Below are 16490 nucleotides of genomic sequence, written 5' to 3' on the forward strand. Positions count from 1 at the left end.
TGTAATGAAAAAAATATGGACCAAATACTCATTTTCTATTATTCTAATTGGATTAAGCTGCCTATTTGCTTTTATACTTTCGATTGATTTTAGTTCATCCGCAAATGAACGCTATAAAAAAATAACTGTTTCCGAAGGAGATTCCCTTTGGAAAATTTCTAAGGAATACTCAAATGAGCATTCTCTTTCCAATAAGGAATTCGTAAATTGGGTTAAACTCCATAATAAAATAGAAGATGAAAACATTTATCCTGGTGAAGAGATTGTTATTCCCGTTAATAAGAAAACCTTATCTACTACAGAGTTAGCAAGTGCTGCTGAAGAATAGAAAGAGAGATTAAGTATGAAAGCAATTATTTATTGCCGAGTGAGTACAACAAAAGAGACACAGGAAACCTCACTTAAAAGGCAAGAGGAAGAACTCATCCAGCTCGCTAAACAGTATCAATTTGATGTTGTATCCATCATTAAAGAACAAGCAAGTGGTTATGAACTGGAAAGGGATGGGATTCTTCAACTGCTTCAAACAATTAAAGATGAACCGATCCAGGCCGTATTAATTCAGGATGAAACGAGATTGGGCAGAGGTAATGCAAAGATTGCTCTGTTGCATTGTATTTTAAAAGAAGATATAAAGCTTTTTTGTATATCACACAACGGAGAACTGCAGCTTTCTGAATCAGATTCAATGGTGTTACAAATTGTTGGGATGGTAGAGGAATACCAGCGCAAGCTCCATAACATCAAAATAAAGCGTGGTATGAAAAGGGCAGTCCAACAAGGATACAAACCTGAGAAAAACCTTAAGAATCTAGGAGAACACTCAGGCAGGGAAAAAATTGATGCACCTATTGAAGAGATTGTCAGGCTAAGAAAAAACAAATTGACCTTTGCTGAAATTGCCGCTACCTTAAGGGGATTTGGTTATAATATTTCAAAAGCAACCGTACATAGACGATATCAGGAATATATTCAAACAGAAGAAGATTAAACATTTACCTTGTCAGACGGAGCTTTTTCTAGTAAAATCAGTTGTCATGGATTTAGTATTTATGATAACTTGCTTCGAAAGGTGGGTTTAATTTGCTTTCAAAGGAAAAATTAGCGAGAATTAATGAATTAGCAAGAAAATCAAAATCAACTGGATTAACGGAGCTAGAAGCAAAAGAACAATCAAAATTAAGAAGTGAATATTTAGCTGCTTTCCGTTCTAATATGTTAGATACATTAACGAATACCAAAATTATCGATCCACTAGGTAATGATGTAACACCTGAAAAAATCAAAGCTAGAAAAAAGAATAACTTACATTAAAAAAGGGCAGGAATACATTTTTGTATTCCTCTTTTACATATTAAAGCGCTTTCTGTGGGAAAATAGAAAATGATAAGGCTTACAAAAACTAATTTTGATGCAATTAGTTGAATAAATCGGAACGGGACTATAATATTATTGGTGTACTTATAATCCTATTATTCAGGAAAGGATGTAATTTATGTTTGATATGATTGATGCTTTATCGGTAACGTCCATTCGCACACTTTCTATTGATGCGATTGAAAAAGCTAATTCAGGCCACCCTGGAATGCCAATGGGTGCTGCACCAATGACTTATACATTATGGACTCGCTTTATGAACCATAATCCCAAAAATCCTCAATGGTTTAATCGTGATCGTTTTGTATTATCTGCTGGACATGGTTCCGCGTTGTTATACAGCATGCTTCATTTGTCCGGTTACAATGTAACAATGGATGATTTAAAGCAATTTCGTCAATGGGGCAGTAAAACACCTGGCCACCCGGAATATGGTCACACTGAAGGGATAGAAGCAACGACAGGACCACTTGGCCAAGGTATTGCCATGGCAGTCGGAATGGCAATGGCAGAGCGCCATGTAGCAAGTGTTTATAACAAGGATAAATATGAACTTGTGAATCATTATACATACAGTATCTGTGGTGATGGTGATTTAATGGAGGGTGTGTCTGCAGAAGCTGCATCACTTGCAGGCCACTTAAAATTAGGCCGTTTAGTTGTTCTATATGATTCAAATGATATTTCTCTTGATGGAGATCTAGATAAATCATTCTCTGAGAGTGTTAAAGAACGTTTCCAAGCCTATGGATGGCAGTATATTCGTGTAGAAGATGGCAACAATCTTGAAGAAATTTCAAAAGCCCTAGAAGAAGCGAGAAGTGATTTAGATCGTCCAACCATGATTGAAGTGAAGACAGTCATTGGGTATGGTTCACCAAACCGCGCAGGAACTTCCGGTGTCCACGGTGCTCCATTAGGTGCGGCTGAATTAAAATTGACAAAAGAAGCTTATAAGTGGACCTTTGAAGAAGACTTCCATGTACCACAAGAAGTATATGAAAACTTCCAGAAGCTTATTGTTGAAAATGGAGAAAAGAAAGAAAAGGAATGGAATGACCTTTTTGAACAGTACAAAAAGGAATACCCTGAACTTGGTTCACAGCTTGAGAAAGCATTAAACCATGAGCTTCCAGAGGGTTGGGACAAAGATATTCCAGTTTACCAAGAGGGGAAAAGCCTTGCTAGCCGTGCATCTTCAAGTGAAGTGCTTAATGGTATTGCGAAAAATTTACCAATCTTAATTGGCGGCTCTGCAGACCTTGCTGGATCAAATAAAACTTTAATCAAAGGCTCTAATGACTTCATGCCTGATTCCTATGAAGGCCGTAATATCTGGTTTGGCGTTCGTGAATTTGCAATGGGAGCAGCAATGAACGGAATTGCGCTTCATGGCGGTGTTAAGGTATTCGGCGGAACATTCTTTGTTTTCTCGGACTACTTACGTCCATCCATTCGTCTAGCTGCTTTAATGGGATTACCAGTTACGTATGTATTTACCCATGACAGTATTGCGGTTGGGGAAGATGGTCCAACACATGAGCCAATTGAACAAATTGCCGCATTGCGAGCAATGCCGAATCTGTCCCTCATTCGCCCGGCAGATGGAAATGAAACAGCGGCTGCATGGAAGCTTGCTGTTGAGTCAACAAACAAGCCAACGGCTCTTGTATTGACTCGCCAAGATCTACCTACGATCAAAGGTACGGATGTAAATGCATATGAAGGTGTTTCAAAAGGGGCTTACGTTATTTCTGCTTCTGAAAAAGAAACTCCGGACGCATTGTTGCTAGCAACTGGTTCTGAAGTAGGACTAGCTGTGGAAGCGCAAAAAGCATTAGCAGGAGAAGGTGTGCAGGTTTCTGTAGTCAGCATGCCTTCTTGGGATCGCTTTGAAGCCCAATCAAAAGAATACAAAGATTCTGTTCTTCCTAAGAATGTGAAGAAACGTCTTGGAATTGAAGTGGGTGCTTCTTTAGGCTGGCATAAATATGTAGGAGACGAAGGAGATGTGCTAGCCATTGATAAATTTGGCGCCTCAGCTCCTGGTGAAAAAATTATGGAAGAATACGGCTTCACAGTAAATAATGTAGTAGCTCGTGTGAAAGCATTATTATAATAATATTTCCTTTGCAATGAGAGGACAGCTTATAATGGCTGTTCTCTTTTTTTATATTGATTAATCGCTTTTAAATCTTAGAATTTGTAGGGTTTTTATCATAAACATAAAAATCGACAAAAATAGTGAAAGTTTTTGCCGCCGAAAGACAAAAGTTTTGATTTTGTTTTTTTATAATAGAAAAAAGGGCTTTTGGCGAAGGAGAGATTGTGGTGAGAAACTATCGGCTATATTTAATAGAAGATGAATTTGCCGCCCATTACTTCGGAAGAGAGAGCATGTTTTTTCAGCTTTTTCGTGAACATGAAAGAGCATTCGGCGAGCTAAAATATATTACAGGAAAACAAATTACTTATATAACAAAAACGGTTGAGGTTTTAAAAATTCATAACCTTTTGCAGAAACAACTTGGAAAAATAAAGGGGTTTAAGGCGGAACATGGCACATATTCTATTGAAATGAATGGAAGACTAAGTATAGCAAAATTAGCCGTCTTCCAGGATTTCATATCAGTAGAGGCAACTGGCAGCTATGAGGCAGAAACAGTGTTTTTTGAAGTTCTTAGGAAATGTGAATCTTCGTTCTTAGCAATCGACTTGGAGCATGAGCGTTTTGGATGGTTAAAGCCGATTAAAGAAAGAAAATATGTATAATTAAAAACGGATATTGTATATTCCTAATAATTTTAGTACACTGTGTATGGTAGACAACATGAAGGAGGAAATTCAATGATGTACGTTCTAGTTGGTATACTGGCATTAGCTGCTGGTGTAGCACTAGGATTTTTCATTGCTCGTAAGTATATGATGAGCTATTTAAAGAAAAATCCGCCAATTAATGAACAAATGCTTAAAATGATGATGATGCAAATGGGTATGAAACCTTCACAAAAGAAGATCAACCAAATGATGAATGCTATGAATAAGCAGCAATCAAAATAAAGGACAAGCACTCGTGTAAATGGGTGCTTTTTTTCATAGGTAATTCCTTTATCACGATTTTACTTATATATTGTTCGGTAAAAAACAGATGTAAGTACGTTTAAAAAAACAAAAGGGAAATTTCTCTGGAATTAATATTGCAATTTTCAAAATCTTAACAATTCGCATAAATTACTTTTACAATTGTTTGGTAATCTTAAGGAAAGAACAATGTAGGAGTGATTATGATGGTTGCTAAATTGAAAAGAGAATGGCATAAATTCTGGTTCATCAGTTATAACACTCTTTTGGCTAAAAGTATCGAATTAGACAAAGTTGAAAAATATCTACAGAAATCAAAAAATCATGGTGACAAACTGATTCAACTCTTGTCACGATAAATTTTTAATCTTGTAGTCTAAAGAATGGAAAAAAGGTCAAAACATCACCTAAAGAAAAGGGTCGCAAAACTCAAAATAAAATTTGAATGAGCCCTAGTTGGCTCTTTTATTATAGGCAAGGTTAAAGCATTCAGGCTTATGGGTGCTTTTTTTCATGCTTTTCAAGTTAATTTCTAAATCTTTATTATTTTTCAAAAATTTGTTAAAATAATTATCCAACGAGTTAAACGTATAGATAGAGATTTCGGGGGAGTTTAGATGAAGGTCTTTTTGGATTTGGGCTGGTTTTTTAAACAGGAGAAAAAATCGTACGTAACAGGTACACTTCTCTTATTATTGGTGGCCTTGCTGCAATTGGTTCCGCCTAAGGTAATTGGGATTATTGCGGACCACATAAAGGAAGGAACAATGACAACTGGTATCTTGGTAGAGTGGATGGGTATTCTTGTTGTAGTTGCTCTGATGATGTATGTATTGCGATATTATTGGAGAATGATGATCTTTGGTTCATCCGTGAAGCTCTCTAAAATACTACGAAACAGGTTGTATCAGCATTTCACCAATATGTCCCCGGCATTTTATCAAAAGCGGCGGATTGGTGACCTGATGGCCCACGCGACCAATGACCTACAGGCCATCCAGCAAACAGCAGGTGCCGGTGTTCTTACCCTCGTCGATTCGCTGTCCACCGGCGGGTTCGTCATCTTAGCAATGGCATTTACAATCAGCTGGAAGCTTACGTTAATTTGCCTGATTCCAATGCCCTTTATGGCAATGTTAACCAGCTGGTTTGGCACGATGCTACACCGAACTTTTCACAAAGCACAGGAAGCATTTTCCTCCTTAAATGATAAAACACAGGAAAGCATTACCGGGATAAAGGTTATTAAGACCTTTGGTCAGGAAAAAGAAGATATTGAGGATTTTCGAAAACAATCCGAGGATGTTGTTCAAAAAAATATCATTGTTGCGAAAATAGATTCGCTTTATGATCCGACGATATCGATTATTGTGGGGATTTCCTTTTTCCTCTCGATTGTCTTCGGTGCAAAATATGTGATCAATGGGGAATTGACCATTGGGGAACTGATTTCATTTACCACCTATTTGGGACTCTTAATCTGGCCGATGCTCGCATTTGGCTGGTTGTTTAATATTGTTGAGCGTGGACGCGCTTCTTATGACCGTGTATCAGCACTTCTTGGTGAACCGATAGAAATCCGCGATTCTAAAGAAGCATTAGATGTAGTCCCAACAGGGGATATAAAATATGAAATTTTGGAGTTTACTTATCCAGATGAAATGGAAGCCAAGTTAAAGGGTATCTCTTTTGTATTAAATCAAGGGGAAACGCTGGGAATCGTTGGTAAAACAGGTGCAGGAAAAACGACGTTATTGAAACTGCTTATCCGTGAATTCGAAAATGATCGTGGGGGAATTTTATTTGGTGGAAAAAGTATTCAAACATACAAACTAGAAAAACTTCGCGAGGCAATCGGGTATGTTCCCCAGGATCATTTTCTCTTTTCAGCCACTGTGGCTGAAAATATTGCCTTTACCAATCCTGATGCTCCTCTCAACGAAATTGAAGCGGCTGCCGCATTAGCGAATATTCACGAGGATATTCTTCAATTTACGGATGGATATCAAACCGTTGTAGGGGAACGTGGCGTATCGCTTTCCGGCGGACAAAAACAACGGATTTCGATTGCCCGTGCGCTCCTGATGAATCCAGAAGTGTTGGTGCTGGATGATTCCTTGTCTGCTGTTGATGCAAAAACTGAGGAAGCAATACTGTCTTCCTTACGAGAGAACCGAGCAGGGAAAACCACCATCATTACTTCGCACCGGTTAAGCGCGATTCAACATGCCAATCTGATTCTTGTTTTAGATGAAGGAAAAATCATCGAAAGAGGAACACATGATGAGTTGATGGCGGGGAATGGATGGTATAAAGAAATGTATTTACACCAGCAGCTAGAGGAGTTGGTTGAGCATGGGGGACACTAAAATAGAAAAAGCGGCTCTTATGACTAAAACAACAGATAAAAATGTCTTGTCTCGGCTGCTCTCCTATACAAAACCACACAAAAAAGCACTGGGTTGGGCGTTCCTATTGCTTTTGCTCACCACGATAGGAGATATCGTCGGACCAATTCTCGTAAAAATATTTATCGATGATTATTTAACACCTGGGAAATTAACATTTAAGCCCTTACTGATATTAGGTTCGGTGTATATGGGAATCCAAATCATCAAAGCCATCTTGATGTTTTTTCAATTAGTTAAATTCCAAGAGATTGCCTTGAAAATCATCCAACAGTTGCGGATTGATGTGTTTTCTAAGGTTCAGGCCCTAGGGTTACGTTATTTTGATAAAACACCGGCGGGAAGTATTGTTTCAAGAGTGACCAATGATACCGAAGCGATAAAAGACATGTTTGTGACAGTACTGGCCACGTTTATTCAAAGTGGATTTTTGCTGATTGGAATTTTTATCGCGATGTTTATCTTAAATGTAAAGCTTGCTCTTCTTTGTGTGGTCATCATCCCAATTGTGTTGCTTGTCATGAACCTATACCGAAAATACAGCTCCCGTTTCTATACGGATATGCGCGAACGTTTAAGCCAATTGAATGCAAAGTTGAGTGAATCACTATCAGGAATGTCAATTATCCAAATGTTTCGTCAGGAAAAAAGACTCCGGAAAGAGTTTGCGGATATCAATGAACAGCATTATCTAGCAGGAATGAAAAACATCAAAGTTGATGGGCTTTTATTAAGACCGGCTATTGATCTGATTTATGTCTTTGGGTTAATCATCGTATTGAGTTATTTTGGAATTACTTCCTTCCAGCATACAGTTGAGATTGGTGTCCTATATGCGTTTATTAGTTACTTAGACCGTTTTTTTGAGCCAGTTAATCAAATGATGATGCGCCTGTCCTTGTACCAGCAGGCAATTGTTGCCGGGGGCCGTGTATTTAAATTGCTGGATGAAGAAGAGCTGGCACCTGCCCAGCAGGAAGAAAAGACACTAAACATTGAAGCTGGAAGAATTGAGTTTAAGCATTTAAGCTTTTCCTATGATGGAGAACGGGAAGTGTTAAAGGATATTTCCTTTACTGCAAACCCAGGGGAAACGGTTGCTCTTGTAGGGCATACCGGCAGCGGAAAAAGCTCGATTATTAATTTATTGATGCGTTTTTATGAATATGAGCGTGGTGATATTCTAATAGATGGCGTATCAATTCGTGAGTTTTCGAAAGAAGTATTAAGGGAAAAGCTGGGGCTTGTTTTGCAGGATCCGTTTTTGTTTTATGGGACCGTCAAGGATAATATCCGTTTGCATAATACGGAATTAACGGACGAACAAGTAGTGGAAGCTGCCAAGTTTGTTCAAGCTCATGGCTTTATTGAAAAACTGGATGATGGATATGAACATAAAGTTGTGGAGAGGGGTTCAACTTTTTCCAGTGGTCAAAGACAATTGATTGCATTCGCGCGAACGATTGCAGCGAACCCGAAAATACTTGTATTGGATGAAGCAACGGCTAATATTGATACGGAAACAGAAGAGGCGATTCAAACTACGCTAGCAAAAATGCGTAAAGGGAGGACAACGATTGCTATTGCACATCGCTTATCTACTATCCAGGATGCGGACCTTATCCTAGTCCTCCATCAAGGAGAAATTGTTGAGCGTGGAACCCATCAGGAGCTGCTATCTCAGGAAGGGCTGTATCATAAAATGTTCCTATTACAAAACGGATTGATGGAACGTTTTGAAAAAGCAGTTAATGAATAGGAAAAGCCCGGCAGCTTGCATGCCGGGCTCTCTTATTGACTCACCAATTGGTGAGATTTTTTTATAAAAGTTCGATTATATTCATTTAATAGATGATCAAGCTCCTGGCTGTAGCGTATAGCAACGGAGGAACTCAAGCCGTTGGTGATCGCGACTTGAATTAATTCAGCTCGCTTTTTTTCGATTAATGCGATTAGTTCTTGTTTGATCACGGCCGATGTCCTTTCCGGAAAACTCCTAAATTGTATGTTCGAAGAATGAATTATCTAAAACTATTAATTTGTTTTACTAGTATAACCTATTGTGGGAATAAATTCAAAGGGATTTGTAAAAAAATATCCATTATTGCAAGGGATATTATTGTAGCTATGGGAGTACTTTCTAATAGGGGAAAGAAATGAGCGATAGTCACAAAATATTCATGGTAATCATTATCTTTTAGGCAAAAGTTTTGTTAGAATGAAATAGGTATCGACTATATTGGGAGTGTTTATATGTCTGATGTAAATATTTTTCTAGCATTAGGTGCGGGATTTCTTAGCTTTATCTCACCTTGCTGTCTGCCTCTGTATCCGGCATTTTTATCGTATATTACTGGAATGTCAGTAGGGGAACTGAAAAGTGAAAATGCGATGCTTCAAAGGCGGAGTTTGCTACATACATTATTTTTCCTCATTGGTTTTTCGTGCATCTTTATTGCCATTGGATTCGGAACCTCCTATGTAGGAAGTTTTTTCCGGGAATATAAAGATCTTATTCGCCAGCTGGGCGGAATATTTATTATTTTCTTTGGTTTGATGATTGTGGGGATCTTAAGCCCAGAATTCTTGATGAAAGACCGTAAATTTGAATTTAAAAATCGTCCATCCGGTTATATTGGGTCCATATTAATTGGAATGGCCTTTGCAGCTGGCTGGACGCCATGTACCGGACCTATTCTTTCTTCTGTTATCCTTTTAGCAACATCAAACCCGGGTTCTGGTGTCTTATATATGACTGCGTATTCTCTTGGATTTGCGATTCCATTTTTCATTCTCTCCTTCTTTGTTGGACGGATGAAATGGATCAAGAAATATAGTCAAAAGATTGTAAAAATCGGAGGCTATCTCATGATTGTCATGGGGATTATTCTCTTCTTTGACTGGATGACAAAAATTATTACTGTTTTCCAAAGCTTATTTGGCGGCTTTAGTGGTTTTTAATGTAAAATGACTTGAAAATCCTGTAAATATTCTTTGTTTTCAAATATAATAGACTCATAAATGGATAATTTTTATTCGAGGATGCGCGTTTTGCATCCATAGTGGGGGAAGTGAATTGGCAAGAATATTGATAGTGGATGATAAAAGTTTAATGAGAAATACCTTAAAGGCGATTTTAAATAAAACAGACCACGTTGTTGTCGGGGAAGCAGAAAACGGAATGGAAGCGATCCAGCTTTTTAAAGAATTGAAACCTGATATGGTTACAATGGATATAACCATGCCGAAAATGAGCGGACTAGAAGCGATTAAAGTTATTCGCCGGGATTTTCCTGAGGCAAAGGTGATTATGTGTTCAGCAATGGGTCAGCAAAAAATTATTATGGAGGCCATTGAGGCAGGGGCAAAGGATTTTATTGTTAAACCATTCGACGATTGCCGCGTGATGGAAGCACTCAATCGGGCTTTAAAATAGACAACCATTTCAGGGGTTTTCCCGAAATGGTTTTTCATTTTCCAGTTTGTGGATGAATTACTTTGATTTTTTTAAAATGGGATTAAAATCTGATTAATAAGTTGCAAATATCTTTTTCTAACATAAATTTTTGATATATAATGAGTAAGAAAAATATGTAGATAAGGAATGAATATCCTATGAACACGGTTGTTATCTCTTCAATCGGTGCTGCATTTATGGCTATTATGGTCATGGTCGTCCGTCTTAAAGCGGCAAAAAAACCGACAAATGCAAGAAAAATTATATTACCGCCCTTTTTCATGGCGACAGGAGCTTTAATGTACGTGGTTCCTAAGTTTAGGCTGACTGGATGGGAAATCGTTGAGGCAGTCGTTGTAGGGGCTCTATTTTCCATTTTCCTAATTAAAACCTCGAAGTTCGAAATTCGAGATAACGATATTTATTTAAAACGTTCAAAAGCTTTTATTTTTATCTTAGTGGGCCTGTTGGTTATTAGGATTGCTTTAAAATCAGTACTAAGCTCAACTATTGATCCGTTCCAATTAAGCGGAATGTTCTTCCTGCTTGCATTTAGTATGCTTTTGCCATGGCGTATTGCCATGTATGTGGACTATAAGAAGCTTTATAGGGAGCTTCATTTGACTAAAAAGTAGTACGGTGAACACTGGTCCTTTTGGGGATCGGTGTTTTTTGTTTAAGGGATTCCTAAAAAGGGTGAGACAAAAACAAAAACCGTCCACGTTTCCGGACGGTTTAGAACAAATGCTCATAGGGAGCCACATCAATTCTATTTTCAAAAAGTTTTTTACGTAAAAATTTATGATCCCTTTTCGGAGTAGCCTGGATATAACCGCGAATTACTAATTCCTCGGTAATTTTTGGAGCATTTTCTTTTAAAGCAATTTCTCCAATTTTACCGGCAATTTTATGACGAGCCACATCACGGAACAATTCGGGAACTGGACTTACCAAATCTTCAAGAAGTACTTTCTCTTCGTCGCCCCAAAGGTGTCGGGATTCGTTTACATAGAATTCTTCCCAGTCCATTACGGACTTCCCGTCTTCTTTCGGCATCTTTTTCAAAAACTTACGGAACATAAAGAATCCGCCAATTCCAAACGAAGTAATCAGAAACACTACCCAAAATAATATAAACCATAAAAACCAACCATGAAGCATTTTCTTCACCTACAAAAAAACATTTTTTCATCTTATTATAGTCTGTTTGAAGGAAAGAAGACAAGTAAACCGGTAAAACTTTACGATTTGGTGAAAAGTATTGTAAGCAGGTTGGTTTTATTAGTATAATAATATTCGTCCTTACTTTACGGGGCTGAATGGGGTACTGGTGTCCTCCTCGGTCTTCAAAACCGCATGAGACCTGCGTGCCAGGTCTGGTGGGTTCGATTCCCACGCAGTCCCGCCAAAAGAGTTAATTGTTTCAAAGGTTTAAGCGTTTTTTGTGGGTGTTTTATCAACAGTTGAACCTTTTAAATAAGAGTGAAAAGTCAACAGTTTTTTTCTGGAAATTAAATAAATATCAAATCCACCAAACTCTCAATGGAAGGTGGATTTTCTTATGCAAACAGTTACGAAAATTCAAGGAAAAGGTTCAAAAGTAACCAGAATATAGATTCAAACAAACTGAACAATAGATGACTCTGATTGAAATGTTGAGCGATTTATGACCTTCTGACAAACTTAGGGTTTGTCAAAGCCTACAATTCAAGCCTGGTATGAACATTTTCATTATCTCAATGATTACCTGGGAGGGTGTCCTAATGAAGAAGTTTCGGCTGAATTGCTTCGAATTTATATTGTCTATATGCTTAATGACCAAGGTTTAAAACTAACTATTGTTAATGTGCGTCTTAGAACCAATCATGCTTTCTTATGACATTGTTATCAAGTAGGATGAAGATGAAATCCAATCCTTTACACCGGCTGAAATAAAAGTGTTACTAATCAAATTGATGATTCGGTTAATAGGATTTCTTGATAGAATAATGATTTAAATCAATATTCCTATATTCATATCGGGGCATAGATTACCTATCTTTTAACAAACGTGCTGTTTTGTGGAATAGTGCTTAATAAGGATATTTATGTTAAAGACAATAAGAAAGTGCACTCATCTAAAAAAATATATGACTGTTGGTATTATTATGAAATTTGTAACGGCTTTTCCTGCACCATACTAACCGATATGATATGATGAAGAAAATATACTCTTAATTACAATATAGGAGAAAGTCATGAAAACGAATGTAATCCAATTAATTCAAAATAAGGCACCAGAATTAACCGAATCACAACGTAAAGTAGCCGATTACATAATCAAAAATGCAATGGATGTTGCTTTTTTAACTGTTGATCAATTGGCTGGACTCGTAGGAACGAGTACTACTACGATTATGAGGATGGCTTTTAAATTAGGCTTTTCGGGTTATGCTGAATTTCAAAAGGAACTTCAAGAACTACTTAGAAATAGGGTAGACCCTCAAACAAGGTTGCAAGCAAATCTGAAGGAGATTAATGAAAGTGATTTATTAGTCCGTTGTGCAGAAAACCAAATAGAAAATATTCGTTCGACGATGGATCTCATCGATAGCCAAACTTTGAATAGGATGTTTGATATGATATGTTCTGCTAATCAGATTTATTGCTTAGGTGCCAGAACAAGTAAGCCAGTAGCTCAATTTTTAAATCATGGATTCAATCGATTGTTTGGTAACAGTCATTTGGCCAATGAAGATGAGTGGCCAGAAAAAGTAACTAATTTTTCATCATCAGATTTAGTGATAATTATTAGTTTTCCAAGATATTCTAGAAAAATGGTGAACATGGCGAGAATTGCAAAACAAAATAATGCGAAGGTTATTTCTATTACTGACGGATACTCATCTCCTTTAGTGAGTTTCACGGATTTATTACTTCCCTGCAGTTATCAAAGCGTTGCTTTTCACAATTCTATCATTGGACCAATGTTTATTGCTGATTATCTTATTAGTGCAATTGCAATAAATTACCCGGATAAAACAAAAGAACGCTTTAAGTCAATTGAACCAATCATTACCGATTTGGGCTATCACCATTTGGATTAAGGATGATTTTTTAACTAATCTATTGAAGATGATTGTGGTATCTTCGATTTTATTAATAAAAATACTTTGATGTTCAGGAGTAAGTTTAGGACGTTGTTATTTGTATAAGATTTTAGAAAAAAAACTAAAAGTAATTCTTAAATGAAAAGGCCGTACGTGTTTAGTTCACGTGTGGCTTTTTTTTATATTTTAAATTTAGCAAAGATGCTCCAAATATAAGAAAAAATGTTTACCATTTCTGAATTTTATTTTATTTAAAAAAATTTATTAACTGAAAAGGTTTACATAAAAATAAAACGATGATAATATTTAGGTGTAATAAATTTTACATTAAGTTTAGATGTAGTTATATTTACTACGTAAATCGATGTAATAGCAAATTACATTAGACAAGGTCTTTCACCATTTTAGTAATTGTCCTTACATTAGGTAGTGAAACTTTAATTAAAGTATAGAAAAAAAAACAGAAACTTCTGTAGTTAAATAGGGAGGATATTTCAAATGAGATTAGGATTTGTAGGTTTTGGAGAAGCTGCTTTCGAAATGGCAACTGGACTAAAAGTACATGGCTTGGAAAAAATTTCAGCATATGATCCGCTCTGGAATCACCCAGTGTATGGAAAACTTGTACATGAACGGGCTGAACAAGCACAAGTTAAACTCGAAAATTCGTTAGAATGTTTATTGAATTTGGAAGAAATAAATATCCTGATTGTCGCTGTTCCTGCAAATAAAGCGTATGAAGTAAGTGAGACCTTAAAGCCATATATAAAAAACAAACTTGTGTATATCGATGTATCTGCCTCAAGCCCAAATGTTAAGCGAAATATTAATGATAATATCAAGGAGAGAGGAGCATATTTCGTTGATGCAGCAATGATGGGTCCTTTGCCAGTTTATAAACATAAAGTACCTATTTTAGCGAGTGGTGAGGGAACGGACGCTTTTATTGATTTTATGTCCCCATATGGAATGAATATTACGAAAGTAAGTGAAAATCCGGGAGATGCATCTGCTGTAAAATTAATTCGAAGCATCTTTATGAAAGGCTTACCTGCTCTTTTGCTTGAAATGTTAGAAGCTGCGAGTGAGTTTAATGTGGAAGAACGAGTGATTAACTCTATAAGTGAAACCATGAATGCGAAAACATTTGAGGAAACTATGAATCGTTTGGTTACCGGAACTTCTATTCATGCATTAAGAAGATCGATTGAATTAGAAGGGACAATTGAGATGCTGGAATCCTCAAATTTGAGTTCCTTGGTGACTAGGGCAGCTAAAGATAAACTTAGATTGTTGGCGGAATTAAATTTAAAAGAAAAGTTCCAAGGAAAGACCCCAGAGAACTGGTTGGATGTAATCACTGCTTGTAAGGAGGAAGAAAGGATATCTTAAATAATAATAGTTTATAAATTTAATAGAATTTAAATTTGACTAGAGTGGATTTAAATTTTGAAGCGGTAGAACAATTAAACAAAATTTTGGTAAAAGATTTAAAAAGAGAGGAATGTAAAAGAATGAGTGTTGGAAATAGGGTATTTTTGAAGAGAGAGTTACCGGGGCAAAATATAATAGAAGGTTTTAAAACAATTCCAGCGGCGAATGTTGCAGATTGCATGGGAAGATTAAGTGCTTTAAGTTCAGAAATAAAACTAATGTCCAATCCTAACAATGGAATAATGGTTGGTGTAGCTCTGACAGTAAAAGCGCGTCCGGGAGACAACCTTTTATTGCACAAAGCTTTAAATATGGCTTCTGAAGGTGATGTTATTATTGTTTCGAATGAGGGTGACCGTACACAAGCTCTCATGGGAGAGATTATGGTTTCCTACGCAGAACACACGAAAAAAATTGCCGGATTAGTATTGGACGGACCGATTCGTGATATTAACGAGATTTCAAAAATGACTATACCAGTCTATGCAACGGGAACGACACCGGGAGGTCCTTATAAAGAAGGTCCGGGAGAAATTAATGTTCCGATTGCCTGTGGGGGTATTCATGTTAGTCCAGGCGATATTATACTAGGTGATTCTGACGGTGTTATTGTAATACCTAAAAATGATGCCAGTCAAATTTTAAAAGATGCACAGATTGTATCAGCCAATGACCATAAAAAATTGCAGGAAGCCATAGACGGATCTGCAAACCGGGACTGGGTAGATGAAACACTAATGAAGAAAAATTGTTCGATTATTGATGATCTATATAAATCTTAAGTAGTAAAGGAATTTTGTGTTTGAATATGTAGTGAAAATTACACTATTAATTTTAATTATCGTAAATATTACTATTAATACTAAAAGACCATAGCATAAAAGCGTTAAAAAGTTCTAACGCTTTTATGTTGTGAGGATTACAAATTTGAGACAGGATCGTGATTAGAACCAGAAATTTATTGAACTAGCCATTTCCCCCCTAGTCAATCAGTTCAAGAAACAGTGCAATTATCTAAAGTTCATTGGGAATCTACTAGAGGTGAGCACCGACGTTTTTTTACATTTTGAAACTTCTGAAAGATTTATGCATTGATCTATAAATTTATTGTAAAGTTAATGACGGGGGATCTAGTATTTACTGGAGATATATTTAAAACTGAAAGGCCAGTTGAAATCATGAAACGTATAAAATATTTAAAAGAATTTAAAATACAAGTTTGTAAAGAAGCTATTAACAAAGGTAATGCAGCAAATATTGCCCGTCACTATGAGCTTTGTCCAAAAATGGTGAACCGTTGGGTTAAAGAATATAAAGACGGAAACTATTATGCATAAACAAAAATGTTGAATACAGCCCTCTTTCAAGGAAAGAAGGAATACTGGGAAAATAAGCAGTTTCCGGTAAACTAAAAAAATCTACACTATAACTGACTTCTAATAAGTTCCCGGATAGATGTATTTTGAAATTGGTTGGATGTTATTGAAGCTTGTAAAGAAAAAAATATAGCAATCTAAATCTAATTGAGGGATTAAGGAATTAATCTTTTAACTAATATTAATTCCATCTTCTATCAAAAAAATTGGGCGTTTTTACCAAAGGGTTATGGAGAATAGAAGGGTACTTTTGTTACTAAGACTAATC

17 protein-coding genes and 1 tRNA gene are annotated in these 16490 nt (G+C 36.6%); 16 read left to right on the forward strand and 2 right to left on the reverse strand.

Annotated features, from left to right (window positions below):
• Nucleotides 1-4: 4 nt before the first annotated feature.
• The 8 genes from yneA to ACFQZ9_RS07355 all read left to right on the forward strand — a co-directional run bounded on the left by yneA (nucleotide 5) and on the right by ACFQZ9_RS07355 (nucleotide 8625).
• On the forward strand, nucleotides 5-328 hold the full coding sequence (gene yneA / locus ACFQZ9_RS07320) for a cell division suppressor protein YneA (RefSeq protein WP_498942968.1): 324 nt from the start codon (nucleotides 5-7) through the stop codon (nucleotides 326-328).
• 15 nt (nucleotides 329-343) lie between these two features.
• Nucleotides 344-991: a recombinase family protein gene (locus ACFQZ9_RS07325; RefSeq protein WP_498942969.1), complete on the forward strand. Its 648-nt coding sequence runs from the start codon at nucleotides 344-346 to the stop codon at nucleotides 989-991.
• A gap of 92 nt (nucleotides 992-1083) precedes the next feature.
• Nucleotides 1084-1314 carry a DUF896 domain-containing protein gene (locus ACFQZ9_RS07330; protein ID WP_026574990.1) on the forward strand — a complete coding sequence of 77 codons (231 nt, stop codon included), beginning with the start codon at nucleotides 1084-1086 and terminating at the stop codon, nucleotides 1312-1314.
• A 181-nt stretch (nucleotides 1315-1495) separates the two neighbouring features.
• Nucleotides 1496-3496, forward strand: a complete 2001-nt coding sequence (gene tkt / locus ACFQZ9_RS07335; protein WP_498942972.1) for a transketolase family protein — start codon at nucleotides 1496-1498, stop codon at nucleotides 3494-3496.
• Nucleotides 3497-3708: 212 nt separating this feature from the next.
• On the forward strand, nucleotides 3709-4149 hold the full coding sequence (sirA, locus tag ACFQZ9_RS07340; RefSeq protein ID WP_026574992.1) for a sporulation inhibitor of replication protein SirA: 441 nt from the start codon (nucleotides 3709-3711) through the stop codon (nucleotides 4147-4149).
• A gap of 75 nt (nucleotides 4150-4224) precedes the next feature.
• Nucleotides 4225-4437, forward strand: a complete 213-nt coding sequence (locus ACFQZ9_RS07345; protein WP_026574993.1) for a YneF family protein — start codon at nucleotides 4225-4227, stop codon at nucleotides 4435-4437.
• Nucleotides 4438-5075: 638 nt separating this feature from the next.
• Nucleotides 5076-6827: an ABC transporter transmembrane domain-containing protein gene (locus ACFQZ9_RS07350; protein ID WP_498942974.1), complete on the forward strand. Its 1752-nt coding sequence runs from the start codon at nucleotides 5076-5078 to the stop codon at nucleotides 6825-6827.
• Nucleotides 6814-8625, forward strand: a complete 1812-nt coding sequence (locus ACFQZ9_RS07355) for an ABC transporter ATP-binding protein (protein ID WP_498942976.1) — start codon at nucleotides 6814-6816, stop codon at nucleotides 8623-8625. Before ACFQZ9_RS07350 ends, ACFQZ9_RS07355 begins: the two co-directional genes overlap by 14 nt.
• Before the next feature lie 32 nt (nucleotides 8626-8657).
• Here the strand turns inward: ACFQZ9_RS07355 and ACFQZ9_RS07360 are convergent, their stop codons facing one another.
• A complete protein-coding gene (locus ACFQZ9_RS07360; protein WP_498942978.1) occupies nucleotides 8658-8837 on the reverse strand; it encodes an aspartyl-phosphate phosphatase Spo0E family protein in 180 nt (59 codons plus the stop codon).
• Between the two features lie 282 nt (nucleotides 8838-9119).
• On the opposite strand from ACFQZ9_RS07360, the gene ACFQZ9_RS07365 reads away from it, so the two are divergent.
• The 3 genes from ACFQZ9_RS07365 to ACFQZ9_RS07375 all read left to right on the forward strand — a co-directional run bounded on the left by ACFQZ9_RS07365 (nucleotide 9120) and on the right by ACFQZ9_RS07375 (nucleotide 10958).
• Entirely contained in the window at nucleotides 9120-9827 is a 708-nt protein-coding gene (locus ACFQZ9_RS07365) for a cytochrome c biogenesis CcdA family protein (RefSeq protein WP_198309595.1), read from the forward strand.
• 115 nt (nucleotides 9828-9942) lie between these two features.
• Entirely contained in the window at nucleotides 9943-10302 is a 360-nt protein-coding gene (locus ACFQZ9_RS07370) for a response regulator (protein ID WP_133332342.1), read from the forward strand.
• A gap of 179 nt (nucleotides 10303-10481) precedes the next feature.
• Nucleotides 10482-10958 carry a CcdC family protein gene (locus ACFQZ9_RS07375; protein WP_498942981.1) on the forward strand — a complete coding sequence of 159 codons (477 nt, stop codon included), beginning with the start codon at nucleotides 10482-10484 and terminating at the stop codon, nucleotides 10956-10958.
• 100 nt (nucleotides 10959-11058) lie between these two features.
• Here the strand turns inward: ACFQZ9_RS07375 and ACFQZ9_RS07380 are convergent, their stop codons facing one another.
• Nucleotides 11059-11484 (reverse strand): DUF2621 domain-containing protein, encoded by a 426-nt coding sequence (locus ACFQZ9_RS07380; RefSeq protein WP_198309596.1) that lies wholly within the window; start codon nucleotides 11482-11484, stop codon nucleotides 11059-11061.
• Between the two features lie 150 nt (nucleotides 11485-11634).
• Between ACFQZ9_RS07380 and ACFQZ9_RS07385 the strand changes: the two genes are divergently transcribed.
• From ACFQZ9_RS07385 to ACFQZ9_RS07405, 5 genes are all read left to right on the forward strand, one after another.
• Nucleotides 11635-11731, forward strand: a tRNA-Sec gene (locus ACFQZ9_RS07385).
• Nucleotides 11732-12560: 829 nt separating this feature from the next.
• A complete protein-coding gene (locus ACFQZ9_RS07390; RefSeq protein WP_498942983.1) occupies nucleotides 12561-13409 on the forward strand; it encodes a MurR/RpiR family transcriptional regulator in 849 nt (282 codons plus the stop codon).
• A gap of 501 nt (nucleotides 13410-13910) precedes the next feature.
• Nucleotides 13911-14804, forward strand: coding sequence for an NAD(P)-dependent oxidoreductase (locus ACFQZ9_RS07395; RefSeq protein ID WP_498942985.1), 894 nt, complete (start codon nucleotides 13911-13913; stop codon nucleotides 14802-14804).
• Nucleotides 14805-14926: 122 nt separating this feature from the next.
• Nucleotides 14927-15628, forward strand: coding sequence for an RraA family protein (locus ACFQZ9_RS07400; RefSeq protein WP_498942987.1), 702 nt, complete (start codon nucleotides 14927-14929; stop codon nucleotides 15626-15628).
• A 309-nt stretch (nucleotides 15629-15937) separates the two neighbouring features.
• Nucleotides 15938-16183 carry a transposase gene (locus ACFQZ9_RS07405; RefSeq protein ID WP_498942989.1) on the forward strand — a complete coding sequence of 82 codons (246 nt, stop codon included), beginning with the start codon at nucleotides 15938-15940 and terminating at the stop codon, nucleotides 16181-16183.
• The last annotated feature ends 307 nt before the right edge of the window (nucleotides 16184-16490 follow it).

The organism is Neobacillus sp. GCM10027624 (assembly GCF_042675345.1).
Taxonomy (GTDB): domain Bacteria; phylum Bacillota; class Bacilli; order Bacillales; family Cytobacillaceae; genus Neobacillus; species Neobacillus cucumis_D.